Source organism: Prevotella sp. CAG:592 (assembly GCF_000436015.1).
In the GTDB taxonomy this organism is placed as follows: domain Bacteria; phylum Bacteroidota; class Bacteroidia; order Bacteroidales; family Bacteroidaceae; genus Prevotella; species Prevotella pectinovora.
Window position 1 is genome coordinate 11054 of sequence record NZ_FR892591.1, and the last position, 17731, is coordinate 28784.

Annotated in this window: 15 protein-coding genes; 11 read left to right on the top strand and 4 right to left on the bottom strand. The window is 49.9% G+C overall.

Annotation, left to right across the window (positions count from 1 at the left end):
* The 8 genes from QVO99_RS06940 to QVO99_RS06975 all read left to right on the top strand — a co-directional run.
* A partial coding sequence (locus QVO99_RS06940; protein WP_288177032.1) for a translocation/assembly module TamB domain-containing protein occupies positions 1 to 634 on the top strand: 634 nt, incomplete at its 5' end.
* Positions 635 to 917: 283 nt separating this feature from the next.
* Complete coding sequence (tamL, locus tag QVO99_RS06945) at positions 918 to 3209, top strand: translocation and assembly module lipoprotein TamL (RefSeq protein ID WP_288177033.1); 2292 nt, start codon at positions 918 to 920, stop codon at positions 3207 to 3209.
* Between the two features lie 660 nt (positions 3210 to 3869).
* Positions 3870 to 5702, top strand: coding sequence for an excinuclease ABC subunit UvrC (uvrC, locus tag QVO99_RS06950; RefSeq protein WP_022316883.1), 1833 nt, complete (start codon positions 3870 to 3872; stop codon positions 5700 to 5702).
* A 70-nt stretch (positions 5703 to 5772) separates the two neighbouring features.
* Positions 5773 to 6225 (top strand): D-aminoacyl-tRNA deacylase, encoded by a 453-nt coding sequence (dtd, locus tag QVO99_RS06955; RefSeq protein ID WP_022316884.1) that lies wholly within the window; start codon positions 5773 to 5775, stop codon positions 6223 to 6225.
* Positions 6226 to 6282: 57 nt separating this feature from the next.
* A complete protein-coding gene (locus QVO99_RS06960) occupies positions 6283 to 6531 on the top strand; it encodes a hypothetical protein (RefSeq protein WP_156136941.1) in 249 nt (82 codons plus the stop codon).
* Positions 6528 to 6896, top strand: coding sequence for a nucleotide pyrophosphohydrolase (locus QVO99_RS06965; RefSeq protein WP_022316886.1), 369 nt, complete (start codon positions 6528 to 6530; stop codon positions 6894 to 6896). The genes QVO99_RS06960 and QVO99_RS06965 overlap by 4 nt, the downstream gene beginning before the upstream one ends.
* 41 nt (positions 6897 to 6937) lie before the next feature.
* Positions 6938 to 7876 (top strand): deoxyribose-phosphate aldolase, encoded by a 939-nt coding sequence (gene deoC / locus QVO99_RS06970; RefSeq protein ID WP_042518125.1) that lies wholly within the window; start codon positions 6938 to 6940, stop codon positions 7874 to 7876.
* Positions 7877 to 7981: 105 nt separating this feature from the next.
* Positions 7982 to 9373, top strand: coding sequence for a hypothetical protein (locus tag QVO99_RS06975; RefSeq protein WP_022316888.1), 1392 nt, complete (start codon positions 7982 to 7984; stop codon positions 9371 to 9373).
* A 144-nt stretch (positions 9374 to 9517) separates the two neighbouring features.
* Here the strand turns inward: QVO99_RS06975 and QVO99_RS06980 are convergent, their stop codons facing one another.
* Complete coding sequence (locus tag QVO99_RS06980) at positions 9518 to 10495, bottom strand: polyprenyl synthetase family protein (protein ID WP_022316889.1); 978 nt, start codon at positions 10493 to 10495, stop codon at positions 9518 to 9520.
* A gap of 206 nt (positions 10496 to 10701) precedes the next feature.
* Between QVO99_RS06980 and polA the strand changes: the two genes are divergently transcribed.
* The 3 genes from polA (at position 10702) to QVO99_RS06995 (ending at position 15456) form a co-directional block, all read left to right on the top strand.
* On the top strand, positions 10702 to 13467 hold the full coding sequence (gene polA, locus QVO99_RS06985; protein WP_022316890.1) for a DNA polymerase I: 2766 nt from the start codon (positions 10702 to 10704) through the stop codon (positions 13465 to 13467).
* A 114-nt stretch (positions 13468 to 13581) separates the two neighbouring features.
* Positions 13582 to 13917, top strand: coding sequence for a hypothetical protein (locus tag QVO99_RS06990; protein ID WP_022316891.1), 336 nt, complete (start codon positions 13582 to 13584; stop codon positions 13915 to 13917).
* A 54-nt stretch (positions 13918 to 13971) separates the two neighbouring features.
* Entirely contained in the window at positions 13972 to 15456 is a 1485-nt protein-coding gene (locus tag QVO99_RS06995) for an oligosaccharide flippase family protein (RefSeq protein ID WP_022316892.1), read from the top strand.
* 55 nt (positions 15457 to 15511) lie between these two features.
* Here QVO99_RS06995 and QVO99_RS07000 read toward each other — a convergent pair whose 3' ends face one another.
* The 3 genes from QVO99_RS07000 to QVO99_RS07010 form a co-directional block, all read right to left on the bottom strand.
* The gene (locus QVO99_RS07000) at positions 15512 to 16519 is read right to left on the bottom strand and encodes a glycosyltransferase family 2 protein (protein ID WP_022316893.1); all 1008 of its coding nucleotides are present in this window, start codon (positions 16517 to 16519) and stop codon (positions 15512 to 15514) included.
* 105 nt (positions 16520 to 16624) lie between these two features.
* Complete coding sequence (locus tag QVO99_RS07005; protein WP_022316894.1) at positions 16625 to 17179, bottom strand: GNAT family N-acetyltransferase; 555 nt, start codon at positions 17177 to 17179, stop codon at positions 16625 to 16627.
* Between the two features lie 7 nt (positions 17180 to 17186).
* Positions 17187 to 17731: MutS-related protein (locus tag QVO99_RS07010; protein ID WP_441295408.1), on the bottom strand; the 545-nt coding region annotated here is incomplete at its 5' end.

The following is a 17731-nucleotide window of genomic DNA, read 5'->3' on the forward strand; positions in this document are numbered from 1 at the left end:
GGAGTTCACGCTCGATGCTCCCGAGGATATGTCGCTCCACAATGAGCTGCAGGCGATGAGCATGGAGCAGAGAGGCAAACTCGCCGTTACGATGCTCACCACGGGAATGTATCTCGCTGACGGAAATACCAGCGCATTCTCAATGAACAGTGCCCTCAGTTCGTTCTTGCAGACTGAGATAAACAACATAACGGGAAATGCCCTTCGCACCCTCGATCTGAGCTTCGGCATCGACAACTCCACCGATGCCTCGGGAAGTATGCACACAGACTATTCGTTCAAGTTTGCCAAGAGATTCTGGAACAACAGGCTCAAGATAATCGTGGGCGGAAAGGTGTCGAGCGGTGCCGACGTGCCAAACCAGAACGAGTCGTTCTTCGACAACGTGACGTTTGAATACCGTCTGGGCGACACATCGAACAAATACCTGCGGCTCTTCTACGACAACAACTCCTACGACTGGCTCGAAGGTACTACGCAGGAGTTCGGAGTGGGATTCACATGGCGCAAGACGATGCAGCACTTCAAGGATCTCTTCCGCAAGGAGAGAAAGATGCAGATGCCGGCAGCTCCCCAGCGCCCGGCTCCAGGTGACTCCACTAAGACGCCTCTGGTGAACAGGGAGATTAAGTGATTTGCAATCAAGTAGGATGACTTGTCTGCTCGTCCACTCGTCCACTTGTCCGCTCGTCCTCTCGTCTGTTCGTCTGCTTGACTGCTATAAGAAAGAGTAACCTTCATCTCCCCTTCGGGGGAGAACGAGAGGGGGCTGAAGTGATTGGCAGAATAAGTCTATGACTAAGCATAGTAACTTGTTCCTTCCCTTGGGGAAGGTTAGGATGGGTTCCCCTTTTCAGAAAAGCATCGGGTGTCTTACGATAATATTAGAATGCGTTAAATTCGTCAACTAAATAAAAATGAAACACCAAATAATGTCAAATACCCTCGGCACACTGATAGTATGTGCCTTGGCGTTTCTCGCCACGGCGTGTTCCACCACAAGTTCCGTGCCCGAGGGCGACCAGCTATATGTGGGACTGAAACAGATAGAATATGACGACTGCGAGAAGTCTGACCACTACTATTCCACTCAGGAAGAAGTGGAGGCAGCACTTGCTACGGCACCAAACGGAGCCTTCTTCGGCAGCTCATATCATCGCACCATACCATATAAGCTATGGATATGGAATGCATTCCAGAACTCTGAGGGAAAACTCGGCAAATGGATTGCCAAGACCTTCGGCAGCGCACCGGTGCTCATGAGCTGGGTGAACCCGCAGCTGAGAGCGTCGGTGGCACAGTCGGTATTGCGCAATCATGGCTATCTGGGCGGCACGGTGGGCTTTGAAGTGGAGACGCAGAAGAATCCCAAGAAGGCAAAGATATTATATAAGGTGGCGATGAACCAGCTGTCGCTCATCGACACCGTGGAATATGCCAACTTCCCCGCCGTGGCAGACAGTCTGATACTCGCCACCCGCGACCAGGCGCTGATTGGTCCGGGCAAGCCTTTCAATGTGGCAACCCTCGATGCGGAGGCCCTCTTCCGCAACAACGGATACTACTATTTCCAGCCTGCCTACGCCTCGTATCTCGCCGACACGCTGGCTCATCAGGGCAGGGTGAAGCTCAGACTGCAGCTCGCCGACAACATCCCGGAGAGGGCGCGCCACAAATGGTATATCGGAAACCTGAAGGTGAACATCCAGAAGCAGCTCATGGAGCAGCTCAAGGACTCGTTCAACTACCGCCGCCTCATACTCGCCTACAACGGCAAGCGCCCGCCAATCAGAGCGCGTCTGCTGCTGAGACATCTCCGTCTGTTCCCACGGCAGCAGTATAGCCAGGACGCATATCTCGAAAGTGCCGAAAGGCTCAGTTCGGCAGGACAATACAGTTCGGTGCAGTTCGCTTTCACACCTCGCGACACCACCGCACAATGTGACACCCTCGACATGACGGTGAGCTGCGTGCTCAACAAACCGTATGAGTTTTATGTGGAGACTAATTATAGCAACAAGATAAACGGCCGCACCGGACCGGAGCTGGTGCTCGGTCTGAAGAAACTTAATGCCTTCAAGGGCGGAGAGGTGGTAGACCTGCGTCTGCATGGAGCCTACGAATGGCAGACGGGAGGACAGAACGGCAAGGACTACAACTCCTATGAATATGGTGCAGACCTCTCGGTGTCATTCCCACGAATGATATTTCCGTTCCTCAAGCCTTACAGATATCACGTCACGCCAACTACAACGGCGAGGGCGTCGGCAAACGTCATCAACAGACCGGGATATTTCAAGATGCATACGGCGTCGGGAAACTGGACCTACCAGTGGCAGCCCACGGAGACGAAGAAATTCGAGGTGACACCGTTGACGCTGAAATACCAGCACCTCACCTATACCACCCACACCTTCGACTCCATAATGAACGCCAACCCCTATCTCCTCGCCACCATGCAGGACATGCTCATACCGAAGATGCAGTTCTCCTACACATACAACAGTCCGAAGAAATACCGCAACCCGATATACTGGAACCTCACGCTCTCGGAGTCGGGCAACGTGCTCTCGCTCGGCTATCTCGCGGCAGGCAAGAAATGGAACGCCAAGGGCAAGGAGCTCTTCAAGAACGCCTATGCACAATTCTTGAAACTGGAGACCGACTTCACCAAGACATGGAGCATCGGACTCAAGTCGCAGCTCGTGGGCCATGTCAATGCTGGCATCGTATATTCGTATGGCAACGCAGCATCCACGCCATACAGCGAGCAGTTCTATGTGGGAGGCGCCAACAGCATACGTGCCTTCCCCGTGAGATCGGTAGGTCCGGGACGCTACTACACCGACCAGGCGCGCCTCTCCTATCTCGACCAGACCGGCGACATGAAGTTTCTCGCCAACCTGGAATACCGTTTCAATCTCTTCGGTGACCTCTATGGCGCCGCCTTCCTCGATGCCGGCAACGTGTGGGGCGTGCGCGACGACGGATACCGCAAGGGGGCACAGTTCAAGATGAAGAACCTGCTCAAGGAGATGGCGGTAGGCACCGGCATCGGAGTGCGCTACGACCTGCAGTTCCTCATCCTGCGCATAGACTGGGGAGTGGGAATCCACATGCCATACGACACCGGCCGCAGCGGCTACTACAACATACGCAAATTCAAAGACGGCCAGTCGCTCCATCTCGCAGTGGGATATCCCTTCTAAGCCTCATATCCATCCTGATCTCAAACCCATCCTGACCTCAACCCATCCTAACCTTCCCAAAGGGGAACCCATCCTAACCTTCCCAAAGGGAAGGAACGAGTTGCTCATTGGCAGAAGGGAACACCCGATAACAATTGTGCATCGCGAAGCATATCGAAAATAGGAAGTGCCCCAGCACTTGCAAATCCTGCTCAATCCAAACCAAGATCCAAGAATCATTAGCTAAATAACATCAAAAAAAGATCCGTGAAAGACCAATCCGTGTAAAGTCCGTGCTATCCGTGTTTCTTTTTTTGATTTGTGTCCCTGCCGCAGGCCAGGGGCACAAAGACAACACGGAATAACAATATCAGTGATAAGCCCCATCCACCACCCATCAGCATCCGCACATCCTCACAGATAAATTTCCCTCAAACTCTTGTAAGAACCAAACGAGATGCTTATCTTTGTATGGCTGCACGAGACAACAGAGAGGCCCGCAGACGGAACACAGGAGCCATACAGCAGACAACACAAATCTGCACTCCAAAAACTGCGGAAGCCATACGGCAGACAAGAGGCGCACAAGGCGCATCGACAAACAAGAATAAAGAAGGGATGTTAAAGTTTCACGTGAAACATTATCACCCAAAAGTTCTATGAAACAAGAAGTTAGAGAAAATGACAAAAGAAGAAAATGAAAAGCGGTTGGAGCATCTGAGGGGCATAGTCAGCAATCTGCCTGGCAAGCCCGGCAGCTACCAATACTACGACAAGGAGGGCACCATAATCTATGTGGGCAAGGCGAAGAACCTGAAGAACCGTGTGTCGTCATACTTCCATAAGGAGGTGGACAGATACAAGACGAAGGTGCTCGTGAGCAAGATCTGGGACATCACATACACAGTGGTAAACACGGAGGAAGACGCTCTGCTTCTTGAAAACAATCTGATAAAGAAATACCAACCCAAATACAACATTCTGCTCAAGGACGGCAAGACCTACCCTTCTATCGTTATCACGAAGGAGTATTATCCGAGGATATTCAAGACGAGGGTGATAAACAAGAAATTCGGCACCTATTACGGTCCGTTCAGCCACATCGGTACGATGTATGCGCTGCTTGATATAATAAAGAAAGTGTATAAGCCCCGCACCTGCCGACTGCCACTCACGGAGGAGGGCATCAGACAGAAGAGATATTCTCCCTGTCTGGACTACCACATAAAGAACTGCTCCGGGGCGTGTATAGGCAAACAGTCGCACGAGGAATATATGAAGAACATCGAGCAGGCACGCGAAATACTGAAAGGAAACACGCGCGAGGTGCAGAAAATGCTCTTTGAGGAGATGCAGAAGCTTGCCGAAGAACTGCGTTTCGAAGAGGCGGAAGAGATAAAGAGGAAGTATATATTGCTTGATAATTTCTGCTCCAAGAGTGAGGTGGTGAGCCATACCATCAACGATGTGGACGTGTTTACTGTGACCGACGACGAGAATATCGCCTTTGTGAACTATATCCATGTGACTAACGGCAATATAAACCAGGCGTTCACCTTTGAATTCAAGAAAAAACTGCATGAGAACGAGGACGAGATACTGCCTGTCGCCATCATGCAGATAAGGGAGAAACTGGGCAGCAAGTCGAGGGAAATCATCGTGGCACACGACATCGAACTGCCTCTCGACGGCATCACGCTGACCATTCCGCAGAGGGGCGACAAGAAAAAACTGCTGGAACTCTCTGAAATGAACGGCAAGCAATACCGTTTCGACCGTCTGAAACAGGCTGAAAAACTAAACCCTGAGCAGAAGGCGGTGAGACTGATGAAGGAGATTCAGGAGGCGCTGAAACTGCCCAAGATGCCGTATCAGATAGAATGTTTCGACAACTCCAACATCAGCGGAACAGATGCCGTGGCAGCGTGTGTGGTGTTCAAGAAGATGAAACCAAGCAAGAAAGACTACCGCAAATATAACATAAAGACCGTGGTGGGACCCGACGACTATGCCTCTATGAAAGAGGTGGTGAGAAGGCGCTATTCACGACTCATAGAGGAGGAACAGCCACTGCCCGACCTCATCATAACCGACGGTGGAAAGGGACAGATGGAAGTGGTGAGAGAGGTGATAGAAGACGAGCTGCATATCGACATACCTATCGCCGGACTGGCAAAAGACGACCGCCACCGCACTAACGAACTGCTGTATGGATTTCCTCCGAAGGTGATTGGAATGAAGACGGACAGCGAACTGTTCCGGCTGCTGACACACATCCAGGACGAGGTGCACCGCTTTGCCATCACTTTCCACCGCGACAAGCGGTCTAAACACGCCCTGCATTCGGAACTTGACGACATCAAAGGCATCGGACCAAAGACGAAAGAGGCGCTGATGAAGGCGTTCAAGACGGTGAAGAAGATGCGTGAGAGCGATGTGGAGAGCCTGACAGAGGTGGTTGGCAGACAGAAAGCGGAATTGTTAAGAGAATATTTCGACAGTAAAAAGCAGTAATTTATAGGGGAATATTTTGCGGTAATTCAATAAAAAGGTAACTTTGTAGACAGAATAAGAACATAAAAAGATGAAAGTTGTCATACAGCGCGTGAGCCACGCATCGGTAACAATAAACGGCACAGTGAAATCAAGCATCGGAAAGGGTTTTCTGATACTCCTCGGAATAGGCTGCGAGGACACCCAGGAAGACATAGACTGGCTGGTGAAGAAGGTAGTTAACCTGCGCGTGTTCGACGATGAGAACGGTGTGATGAACCGTTCTATACTCGACGACGGCGGCGATATAATAGTGGTGAGCCAGTTCACTCTGATGGCATCCACAAAGAAAGGCAACCGCCCTTCGTGGATTCATGCCGCTCCACACGAACTCTCGGTGCCGCTATACGAGAAATTCTGCAGCGATCTCAGCACAGCCCTCGGGAAGCCTGTAGGCACAGGCGAATTCGGTGCCGACATGAAGGTGGAACTGCTCAACGACGGACCGGTGACCATCTGTATAGACACAAAGCACAAGGAATAGCAGCAAAAAGAAACCATAATAAGATTAATGGGAAAAGAACAAACAGAAATAAAAGGAATGGAAAAGAAGAAGCTGAAAACGCTTCCTCTGGCGCTTTTCATCATGTTTGGAGCAATCAGCATGGCAGACAAGCTGTGGCTGCAGAACGAATACGTGAGACTGGCAGCATGGACGTGTCTCTGCGGATGCATAAACGCCGACTTCTTCCTGTCGGAAAACAAAACGGCAAAAGCAATAACATTGGTCCTGAGCATAGCGTGCGACGCTATACTGATATGGGACATATACCAAATCATTACAGCATGACGATAAAAGAGGCACAAGAGACCGTAGACAAATGGATAAAGACGTATGGAGTGCGCTATTTCTCGGAGCTCACGAATATGGCTTGTCTCACTGAGGAGGTGGGCGAACTGGCTCGCGTGATGGCACGCACCTACGGCGACCAAAGCTTCAAGAAGGGAGAAAAACCAAACCTGGGCGAAGAGATGGCAGACGTGTTGTGGGTGCTCATCTGCCTTGCCAACCAGACGGGCGTGGACCTGACGGAGGAACTGCAGAAGAGTCTGGAAAAAAAGACGCAGAGAGACCACGACAGACACCGCAACAACCCCAAGCTGAAGTCGGCTTCTACCCCACCCGACAACGGACAGGAAACGGATAAGGAATAAGAAAACAGAATAGGAAACAGAATAAAAACAACTTTATTATGATGACAGAAAAAGAAACACCAAAGGCGGAGAGTACCCTGAAAGCAGCTACACCAAAGGCGAGCAAATATGAAGAGGCTCTGAGCAAGTATAATACAAACCTCGATGACAACGAGGTGCGCGAGGCTGTGAAGAAGATCATCACGGAGAAAGTGCATGAAAACGACAACCTGGACGTGAAGAGATTCCTCATGGGAAGCATCGAACTGACAACCCTGAAGACCACTGACTCTGAGGAGAGCGTACTGGCTTTCACAGAGAAGGTGAACGAGTTTGACGAAGCGTTCGGCGACCTGCCACACGTAGCCACAATCTGCGTATATCCTTGCTTTGCAAAGGTGGTGAGCGAGACTCTCGAAGTGGATGGCGTTGAGGTGGCTTGCGTATCGGGCAGCTTCCCGTCATCACAGGCTCTCATAGAAGTGAAGGTGGCTGAAACTGCACTCGCCGTGAAGGATGGAGCTACGGAAATCGACATCGTAATGCCGGTGGGCAAGTTCCTCAGCGGCGACTACGAGGGCGTTGCCGACGATATCAGCGAGATGAAGTGTGCATGTGGCGACAAGCCGATGAAGGTGATTCTGGAGACAGGCTGCCTGAAGACCGCCTCTAACATCAAGAAGGCTTCAATCCTCGCCATGTATGCCGGCGGAGACTATATCAAGACATCCACAGGTAAACTGGAGCCTGCTGCCACACCGGAGGCTGCCTACGTGATGTGTCAGGCTATCAAGGAGTATTACGACGAGACTGGCATCCAGATCGGTTTCAAGCCGGCAGGAGGCATCAACAGCGTGATGGACGCCCTCATATATTACACCATCGTAAAGGAGGTGTTGGGCGAGAAATGGCTGACAAACAAGTGGTTCCGCCTCGGCACCAGCCGCCTCGCCAACATGCTGCTCAGCGAAATCGAAGGACAACAGATAAAGTTCTTTTAACCCCCAATCGGTCATTAAGACTAAAACAGACAGGTAGACTGGGAAGCGAATGGTTTCCTTGTCTACTTGCCCACAATAAATACCCACATTTTAAACCACAAGATTATGAAAAGAATTGTACTCATTTCATCTGCTATGATGGCGTTAGGCAACATCACTGCGAGTGCACAGATGCCAAAGCTGAATGCTGGCATCATGTCGAAAATCAAGTCTGCCATGGCTAAAGTTATCAAGAAAGAGTCAACCATCGTGGGTAATGTGGCCACAACGGGCATGGATCTGAAGACCACAAAACCCTGCAAGACCACAAGCTACGACTATGTAAACGGAGCGTGGCAATGGGACGACACCACACAGACAGAATACAACAGCAAGGGATATGTCACGGCAACGGTGACAGAAGACGGTGACGGCAAAATCAGAACCGAGAACACCTACGACGACAAACTGGATGGCTTCGTGACCAAGGTGACGGAATATACATGGGATGCCGCTACCAGCACATGGACAAACCCAACGGTTGTGATGTCGGTAGAACTGACTCGCGACGAAAAGGGACACGTGACAAAAGAGATTATATACTCCCTGGATAAAGACACGAAAACATTGGTGAATGAGGGGGAATACAACTTCGTATATGACTCCAAGACAGGCGAACTCTACTCTCTATCCACCGTGATAGAAGAGAAGGACGAAGAGTCTGGAGAGGTAACATCGGTGCCATTGTTGATAAGTGTACAGAAATGGTATAAATACAATCCCAACAAGATTTTCGACTTAGGAATAAGCGACCTCGAAGGAGACATGTTAGGCGATACGGAGAACATGATAGAGAAAGGTACTATCAGCATAACTGTCATGAACATTCCTATAATAGGAACTATCAGGGGCGAATATACAGATACTAAAAGCACCATCACCGTTAAACTCAATGGTATCCTGAACGTCACGATGTCAAACGAAAAGCTCGATGACTATGGCAGCAACAGGACAGATATGACCATCTCCAGCGGTACATACAACACAATGGTGGAGACCATCACGGAGACCAACAACGAGCATGGCGACTGCATAAAGGTAGTGAGCGAACAAGCAAGTACCACTGGCGCAAAAGCTGCCGGCATCGGAGATATCGATACGGATATGGATGGCAACTACACCTTGACCATGGACTACGAATATCTGGAGACTACAAGCAAACCGGCATACGACTTCATGACCGGCAACAACGGTTTCATCAAGAAGAGCATGGTGGTGAACAGACTTGACGCACAGACCAATACTTTCTCACCTATACAGAAAGTGACATACGACGAGTATGTTGACTATGTATCAGGCGCTACCGGCATCGACAAGGTGACAGGAAATGCCTCTGAGAACCAAAACAAGACGTTCTATAGGCTCGACGGCACTAAGGTGGGCAACCAACTGAACAGCGGCGAGAAAGGCGTTTATATCGTAAAAGAAGGCGGCAGGACCTATAAAGTGGCAAAATAAAATGATTGCCATACAATAGAATAGCATAATGCTACGATATATAAGGCGCATCTGGAATCGGTCCGGATGCGCCTTTTATATTTGTTTTAAACCAAATCGGTAATTGGGGGTTGCTTGATTCTTGGTATTTTAGAAAGGTGGATTTTACTTCTCCCTGCGTATCACATAATCGAGATAAGCCACAAGACTCTTTCTTAGAACCTCAGAACGGACATGGGTATCAATGAAACGGATTGCTTCGGCATGGAAGTTCCACATCTGTTTCTCAGCATAGTCGATACCACCGTTTCGTTTGGCGAAATCCACAAGCAGAGCTATCTCATCAGCAGTCGCCGTGCGTTGCTTTACCTTATAGGCGAGTGCAGTCATCGCATCGTCGCATACGGTGTTGAGGGCATAGATTACGGGCAGGGTCAACTTACCCTCTGCCATATCGTTGCCCGTAGGCTTACCGATATCCGAAGAGTCGTAATAGTCGAAAATATCATCACGTATCTGGAATATAATACCGAGATCTTGTCCGAATTTCTTCGCACTTTCTATCTCCTGTTCACTGGCTCCTGCCGACAATGCTCCGATGGCGCAGCATGCCTCGAAGAGAGCTGCCGTCTTCTGCTTAATCACCTGATAATAAACATCTTCGGATATCTTCTCGTTGGCGATATTAGAGAGCTGGAGTATCTCTCCACTTGCCAGCGTGCGACCCAGTTCGGCGAGGTATTTCACAATCTGCGTGTTCCTGGTGTATGCCACATGCAGCAATGCCGTGGACAGCAGATAGTCGCCAACGAGTACTGCCACCTTGTTGTCGTATTCGGCATTCACCGAAGCCTGCCCCCTACGCTCGCTGCTCTCGTCCACCACATCGTCGTGAACGAGACTGGCGGTATGGAGCAGTTCAAGACCTACGGCGGCATTCTGTGTGACATCGGTCACATCGCCGAAATTGCGTGCCATCAGCAGGATGAGCATCGGACGCATGCGCTTGCCGGTGCGCTGACGGATATATGCAAGGGCTTGCGACAATAGTCCGTCGGTATGCGACAACGAGCTATTGAACAGGTTGTTGAAATCATCAAGGTCGCCCTCTATCGGCTGCTTTATTAGTGATAAATAGTCCATTACGTGAAATTTGATACAAAATTACATTTTTTATCCGATTAATCAGAAAAAATAAGTAATTTTACACGATATTCTTGATGAATGGAAAAAAAACAGTGTCTCTTTAGGTCCTGAGGGCTGATTACAGGGCACAACCGGCGGTGTGGCAGTATAAGAAACAGGTAACACCGCCTACATAGCAACAACTAAGAAAAAGAACTGAAAGAATGGACAAACTTTTCCTTCTCGACGCATACGCGCTGATATACCGGTCATACTATGCGTTCATAAAAAATCCCAGGATAAACTCCAAGGGCATGAACACGTCAGCAATAATGGGCTTCTGCAACACCCTACACGAGGTGATGACAAAGGAGAAGCCCACACACCTCGGTGTGGCGTTCGACCCACACGGACCTACGTTCCGCAACGAGGCTTACAAACAGTATAAGGCTCAGCGCGAAGAGACTCCGGAAGACATCAGGGCTGCCGTGCCTATCATTAAGGACATTCTCGGAGCTATGCACATTCCGGTGCTCGAAGTGGCTGGCTATGAGGCTGATGACGTGATAGGAACTCTCGCCAAGAAAGCCGGAGAGATGGGACTCGACACATATATGCTCACACCAGACAAGGACTATGGACAGCTCGTGGGAGGAAACGTGAAGATGTTCAGACCAAGACACGGAGGCGGATATGAAACTCTCGACGAAGAGGGAGTGAAGGAAAAGTATGGCATCGACTCTCCGCTGCAGGTAATCGACCTGCTCGGACTGATGGGCGACTCTGCCGATAATATTCCGGGATGTCCGGGAGTGGGAGAAAAGACGGCAGTGAAACTCATCAACCAGTTTGGCGGTATCACTGCCCTACTCCAACGAACCGACGAACTCAAAGGCGCTCTGAAAAAGAAGGTGGAGGAAAACAAAGAACAAATTGAGTTCTCAAAATTCCTCGCCACAATAAAAACCGATGTCCCCATCGAACTCAATCTCGACGAACTGAAGGTGAAGGAGCCGGACGAAGAAAGAATAATAGAAATCTTCAATGATTTGGAGTTTAAAACCTTTATCCAGCGATTCCTTAACAAACCTAAACCACAGCAAAAAAGTGTTTCAAATCAACTCGATCTCTTTGCCGATATTCCCGACGATGGGAAGGAAACGATAAAAAACGGCGCTTCTCAGAGCTTGAAAACAATGATTCACAAATACGAACTCGTTGATAAAGAGGAGGATATAAAGAAACTGTATGACTTTTTAATTACAAACGATTTTGTTAGTTTTGACACAGAAACGACTTCTACCAACGCTATAGATGCAGAATTGGTGGGATTGAGCTTCAGCGTGAAGGAAAAAGAGGCGTATTATGTGCCGGTGTCAAGCAATCGTGAAGAAGCAGAAAAAATAGTTAATATATTTAAACCTCTCTACGAAAACGAAGAAATTCTCAAAATCGGACAAAACATGAAATACGACATCGAGGTACTCGCCAACTATGGTGTGGAGGTGAGAGGCAAGATGTTTGACACCATGATTGCCCACTATCTCATCCAACCGGAAACGAGACACAACATGGACGACATGGCGGAGACGTATCTCGACTACAAGACGATTCGCATAGAGGAACTTATCGGTCCGAAAGGAAAAGGCCAGAAGAGCATGCGCGATCTGCAGCCAAGCGAGGTGTATGAATATGCCGCCGAGGATGCGGACATCACATTGCAGCTGAAGAACAAGCTGGAACCGGAACTGAAGAAGCGCGGCGCCTACGATCTGTTCTGCAACATAGAGATGCCGCTGATGCCGGTGCTCGCCGAAATGGAGATGAACGGAGTGCGCATCGACACGCAATCGCTGAAGGAAACATCAAGGACTCTCACTGAGCGCATGCACGAGATAGAACAGCGAATCTATGAGTTGGCTGGAATGGAATTCAACATCGCTTCACCGAAACAGGTGGGCGAGGTGCTGTTTGAAAAGATGAAAATCGTGGAGAAGGCGAAGAAGACAAAAACAGGACAGTATGTCACCAACGAGGAGGTGCTGCAGTCGCTGAAAGGCAAGCACGAGATTGTGGCTGACATCCTGGAACACAGAGGGTTGAAGAAACTCCTCGGCACGTATGTGGATGCTCTGCCGAAGCTTATCAATCCACGAACGGGGAGGATTCACACATCGTTCAACCAGACCGTGACTGCCACGGGACGCCTGTCGTCGAGCGATCCCAACCTGCAGAATATTCCTGTGAGGGGCGAGGACGGAAAGGAGATAAGAAAGGCTTTCGTACCGGAACCGGGCTGTGAATTCTTCTCTGCCGACTACAGTCAGATAGAGCTGAGAGTGATGGCTCACTTGAGCGGCGACGAGAACATGATAGAAGCGTTCCGCGAGGGACACGACATCCACACTGCCACGGCGGCAAAGATATACAAAGAAACCATCGACGAGGTGAGCAGAGACCAACGCACAAAGGCAAAGCGTGCCAACTTCGGCATCATCTACGGCATTACGGTGTTCGGTCTGGCGGAGCGGCTGGAGATAAGCCGCGACGAGGCTAAGCAGCTGATAGAAGGATACTTCGAGAATTTCCCGAAGGTGAAGGAGTATATGGACAAGAGCATACAGATGGCACGCGCCAACGGATATGCCGAGACGCTGTTCCACAGACGGAGATACCTTGCCGACATCAATTCTCACAATGCCACGGTGAGGGGTTTCGCCGAGCGAAATGCCATCAACGCTCCTATCCAAGGCACTGCAGCAGACATTATAAAGGTGGCGATGATAAATGTATACCGCCGCTTCAGGAAGGAGGGCATCAAATCGAAGATGATTCTGCAGGTACACGACGAATTGAATTTTTCCGTTCTTCCCGAAGAGAAGGAGAAGGTGGAGAAAATCGTATTGGAGGAGATGCAGAACGCACTGAAGATGCAGGTGCCGCTGGTGGCTGACTCTGGATGGGGGAAGAACTGGCTGGAGGCGCATTAAGACCGACAACTGACACCTGACACCTAACACCCACCCTAACCCTCCCAAAGGGAGGGGACTGGGGACAGGGGTTATTGTAAACAACTATAACAATTAACATTTAAGACTATCATTATGGAAAACTATGAATGGGCAAAAGAGATGAACTGTGCCGTTACGGTGTGCGACGCCGAAGGCATCATCATCTACCAGAACGACAAGGCGGTGGAAACCTACAAAAAACATGGCAACCTGATTGGAAAGAATCTCTACGAGTGTCACTCGGAGAGATCTAAAGAGATTATCCGCCACCTGCTCGCCACCGGCGGCAGCAACGCCTATACCATTGAGAAACAGGGCGTTCACAAAGTGATTTACCAGACGGCATGGAAGAAGGACGGCAAGGTTGCCGGCATCGTGGAAATCTCCATGATAACACCAGCCGATATGCCTCATTATGTGAGAGGATAACATTTCTTTTCAAAATTAAATAATATTTGAGTCCTTCTCACGTTAGTTAATTTGATGGAAAACAGCAACAACAGCTACTCACACATACTGAAATACACGAGCCTGTTCGGCGGCGTGCAGATGCTCAATATCCTTATCGGACTGGTACGCAACAAGTTAGTTGCCGTATTGCTCGGTCCGGCGGGTATGGGACTCGTGGCTCTTTTCTCATCAACGATAAAGCTCGTGGTGGACTCAACGAACTTCGGTCTCCACATCAGTGCCGTGAGAAACATATCCATGGCATTCGACAACGGCGACGAGAAGTGGCTCAGACACGAGATTGAGGTGTTCCGCCACTGGATTCTCATAACGGCATTGTTCGGTCTCGTGGTCTGTGCCGCACTCAGTTCGCTGCTCAGCGACTGGACTTTCTCATTCGGCGACCACACGCTGCACTTCGTGCTCCTCTCGCCCGTCGTGGCACTCACCACACTGACCGTAGGAGAGACCGCCATACTGAAAGCCACACGGCGACTGAAAGCCCTCGCCGTAACTTCTATCTACGGGGCAATCGGTGTGTTCGCCATCTCGGTGCCTATATATTGGATATACAACTATAAAGGCATCGTGCCGTCGCTCGTGCTCATGGCACTGGTGCAGGCGATAATAGTGCTGCAGTGTTCCCTGAGGCTCTACCCCCTACAGATGCGGTTCCGCCTCGACTGCATAAAGGAAGGCATGGCATTCCTGCGGCTCGGCATAGCTTTCGTGGTGGCAGGAATGCTCGGCAGCGGTGCGGAACTCGCCATCAGAGCGTATCTCAGCAACGCTTCGGATGTGGACACCGTAGGACTTTACAATGCCATGTATGTGATGATTTTCACATACGCCGGAATGGTGTTCACGGCAATAGACACCGACTATTATCCTCGTCTGTCGGCTATAAAGACGCACGGCGGTAAACTAAACGACACGGTGAACAACCAGATTGAAGTTTCTATGAACATCGTGTCGCCACTCATCGTCCTCTTCATCCTCTTCATGCCAATACTCCTGCCATTGCTATATAGCGGCAAGTTCAACGCCGTGATACCTATGCTGCAGGTGGCAGCGCTCTCGATGTATGGCCGCGGAGTGTTCCTGCCGCTGGAATATATAGCACTGTCGAGGGGCAATTCCATGACATTCCTCACGATAGAGATATTCAGCGACGTGGTACTGGCGAGCCTCGTCATCCTGGGCTTCAATATGTTCGGACTGCTCGGCATCGGCATCGCCATAACAACGGCATATATGCTGGAAATGCTTTTCGCCAGGATGGTATGCAGGATAAAATACAAATACAGGATGTCGTCCACCGTAGTGCGAACCATCCTCTTCCATCTTGCCGTAGGCATCTGCGTCTACGCCTCCACCCACATCGAGAGCAACCTGCTGTATTGTATTGTCGGAACGCTGATATTCTGTGCCGACGCATGGTTCTCACTCAACGTGGTGAAAAAGCATACGGCAATAATGGAGAAACTGAAAGGAAAATTCAAGAAGTTTGTCGGATAGCACAACAAAAGAGGGAGGATTGTTCTGGCGGTGATAAAGCCGAACTGCATTGGCATTATTTACCCTTATAGATACGGAACAACGATTTCATATTGCGACACGTGCCGAAAAAGAAATACCATACGGCGAAACATCTCTCCAATGGCGATAGGCGACGCAATACCGCCATTCTATAGCCACCAAACTTGATATTGCGCTCAAAGCCACGGAAATGCGCTATAACGGCTTTTCTCTCGTCAGGGCTTATATTTGCCCACTCACGCATATACGACACGCTGAGAGTGATGTAAATGGCCATAAGCCAGGATTTCAGCTTGGGGAATGACTTGTGGTCGTGGAAAGTATCATAAAACAGCTTGTCGATCATTACGGCAGTGTCGAGGCGCTGAAACCATCGGATGGAGAAACGCTTGGTGATGGCATTCTCGTTGCCTTGATAATAATAGAAAGTGGAATCGCAAAAACCAACCCTCCCGGCGGCGAGGAACTGTAGTCGCGTGTTATATTCGTCACTGTCGTAATGGTTGGTGTCCTGCCTGTCTTCGTCAATGAGCCTTCTGTTTATCAATGCGAAGCCATGGATAGAAAAGTCTATGCTACGATAGAAAGCCTCCTTGCCGGAGAACACCAAGGAATGGTCGCCATTCGGAGGATAAGAACCTTGTACCGCAGAAGTCGTTCCGTCAGCATATTCGAGCAGCATATTGGGTATCACGATGTCGAGACTGCGCTTTTCCGCCTCGCCAACAGCCTTTTCAAGCAAATCAGCATCTATCCTGTCGTCTTGCGACATATAGAAGAAATATTCTCCCTGCGCCCATTTCTCCATCATCGCCAGATTGCGGGCTGTATTCCCCTTGCCGTCGTTATGCTTTGAGAACACACGAATCCTGTTGTCCCTTCTGGCTAACCCGTCGAGAATGGCGCGACTGTCGTCTGTCGACTCATCATCGAGAGCGATAAGTTCCCAGTCAGCAAAGGTCTGGCTGATCACCGAACCGATGCTGCGCTCCAGATATTCGCTGCCGTTATATACCGGCATATAGATAGAAACCTTGGTCATGATGGTGTTATTATAAGTTGACGAGTTGACGAGTTGACAAGTTAACGAATGGACAAATGGAGGAACAGACAAGCATACATCCCTATCGGAACAGCATACAATCCATCATAGCATCAGCTGCATATCCACTACATCGAGACGCCTGCCAAGTTTATAGCCCACCTGCTTGAAACAGGAAACTTCTTCGAATCCCATACTGCCATGAAAGGCTATGCTGCCCGTGTTTTCTGCCGTTATGCAGGCTATGAGAGAATGACAACGGCCGGTCTGGCGACATGCCTCTATGAGGAGGTTCATCAGCTTGGAGCCTGCGCCATGTCCCGTGTGATGCACATCGAGATATATTGTCACCTCCCAAGTATGCGAGTAGGCTGCCCGCTCCTTCCAGAGATGGGCATAGCAATACCCCACTACCCTACCGTCTTGCTCTGCCACAAAACAGGGAAACTCGGCAGCGATATGCCTCACGCGCTCTGACATATCGCCGGTTGTAAGAGGCTCGGTCTCAAAGCTGACAGTGGTTTCAGTGACATAATGATTGTATATCCGTGTCATTTCCTCTACGTCGGTAGGACAGAAAGTACGGACAGTGAGTCCGGAAGACACCTTTGAACCGCCTTTATTCCGGTTTCTCTCTGAAAATTCTTCTTTCCCGTTCATGCTTGCTTTATTTTCCTCCCACAATCGTCTTTATGTCGTTCAGTTTGTTCAGCGCCTCCATCGGCGTGAGGTTGTTTATGTCGAGACCGAGAATCTCGTCGCGCACCTGACACAACACAGGGTCGTCGAGCTGGAAGAAGCTCAGCTGCTCACCGCTGCCCGGCACCGAGATATTGTCTACTGCCGCCTTTCCGGCTGCCCCCACACCACTGTTGTCAGCCTCAAGCTGCTTCAGAATCACGTTCGCCCTATTGATAATGCTCTTCGGCATACCGGCAATCTGCGCCACGTGGATACCGAATGAGTGTTCCGATCCGCCACGCTCCAGTCGGCGCAGGAATATCACCTTGCCGTTTATCTCCTTCACGCTGACGTTGTAGTTCTTTATCCTGCTGAAGTTCTTCTCCATCTCGTTCAGTTCATGATAGTGTGTGGCGAAGAGGGTGCGCGCTGCCGCACGCGGCTGCTCATGCAGATATTCCACTATTGCCCAAGCTATCGAGATGCCGTCGTAGGTGCTCGTTCCGCGGCCCAGCTCGTCGAAGAGCACAA

Bases quoted from the DNA above. Each gene is read 5' to 3' on its own strand.
- tamL (WP_288177033.1), top strand. From the start codon at position 918: ATGAAACACCAAATAATGTCAAATACCCTCGGCACACTGATAGTATGT.
- uvrC (WP_022316883.1), top strand. From the start codon at position 3,870: ATGACAAAAGAAGAAAATGAAAAGCGGTTGGAGCATCTGAGGGGCATA.
- dtd (WP_022316884.1), top strand. From the start codon at position 5,773: ATGAAAGTTGTCATACAGCGCGTGAGCCACGCATCGGTAACAATAAAC.
- QVO99_RS06960 (WP_156136941.1), top strand. From the start codon at position 6,283: ATGGAAAAGAAGAAGCTGAAAACGCTTCCTCTGGCGCTTTTCATCATG.
- QVO99_RS06965 (WP_022316886.1), top strand. From the start codon at position 6,528: ATGACGATAAAAGAGGCACAAGAGACCGTAGACAAATGGATAAAGACG.
- deoC (WP_042518125.1), top strand. From the start codon at position 6,938: ATGACAGAAAAAGAAACACCAAAGGCGGAGAGTACCCTGAAAGCAGCT.
- QVO99_RS06975 (WP_022316888.1), top strand. From the start codon at position 7,982: ATGAAAAGAATTGTACTCATTTCATCTGCTATGATGGCGTTAGGCAAC.
- QVO99_RS06980 (WP_022316889.1), bottom strand. From the start codon at position 10,495: ATGGACTATTTATCACTAATAAAGCAGCCGATAGAGGGCGACCTTGAT.
- polA (WP_022316890.1), top strand. From the start codon at position 10,702: ATGGACAAACTTTTCCTTCTCGACGCATACGCGCTGATATACCGGTCA.
- QVO99_RS06990 (WP_022316891.1), top strand. From the start codon at position 13,582: ATGGAAAACTATGAATGGGCAAAAGAGATGAACTGTGCCGTTACGGTG.
- QVO99_RS06995 (WP_022316892.1), top strand. From the start codon at position 13,972: ATGGAAAACAGCAACAACAGCTACTCACACATACTGAAATACACGAGC.
- QVO99_RS07000 (WP_022316893.1), bottom strand. From the start codon at position 16,519: ATGACCAAGGTTTCTATCTATATGCCGGTATATAACGGCAGCGAATAT.
- QVO99_RS07005 (WP_022316894.1), bottom strand. From the start codon at position 17,179: ATGAACGGGAAAGAAGAATTTTCAGAGAGAAACCGGAATAAAGGCGGT.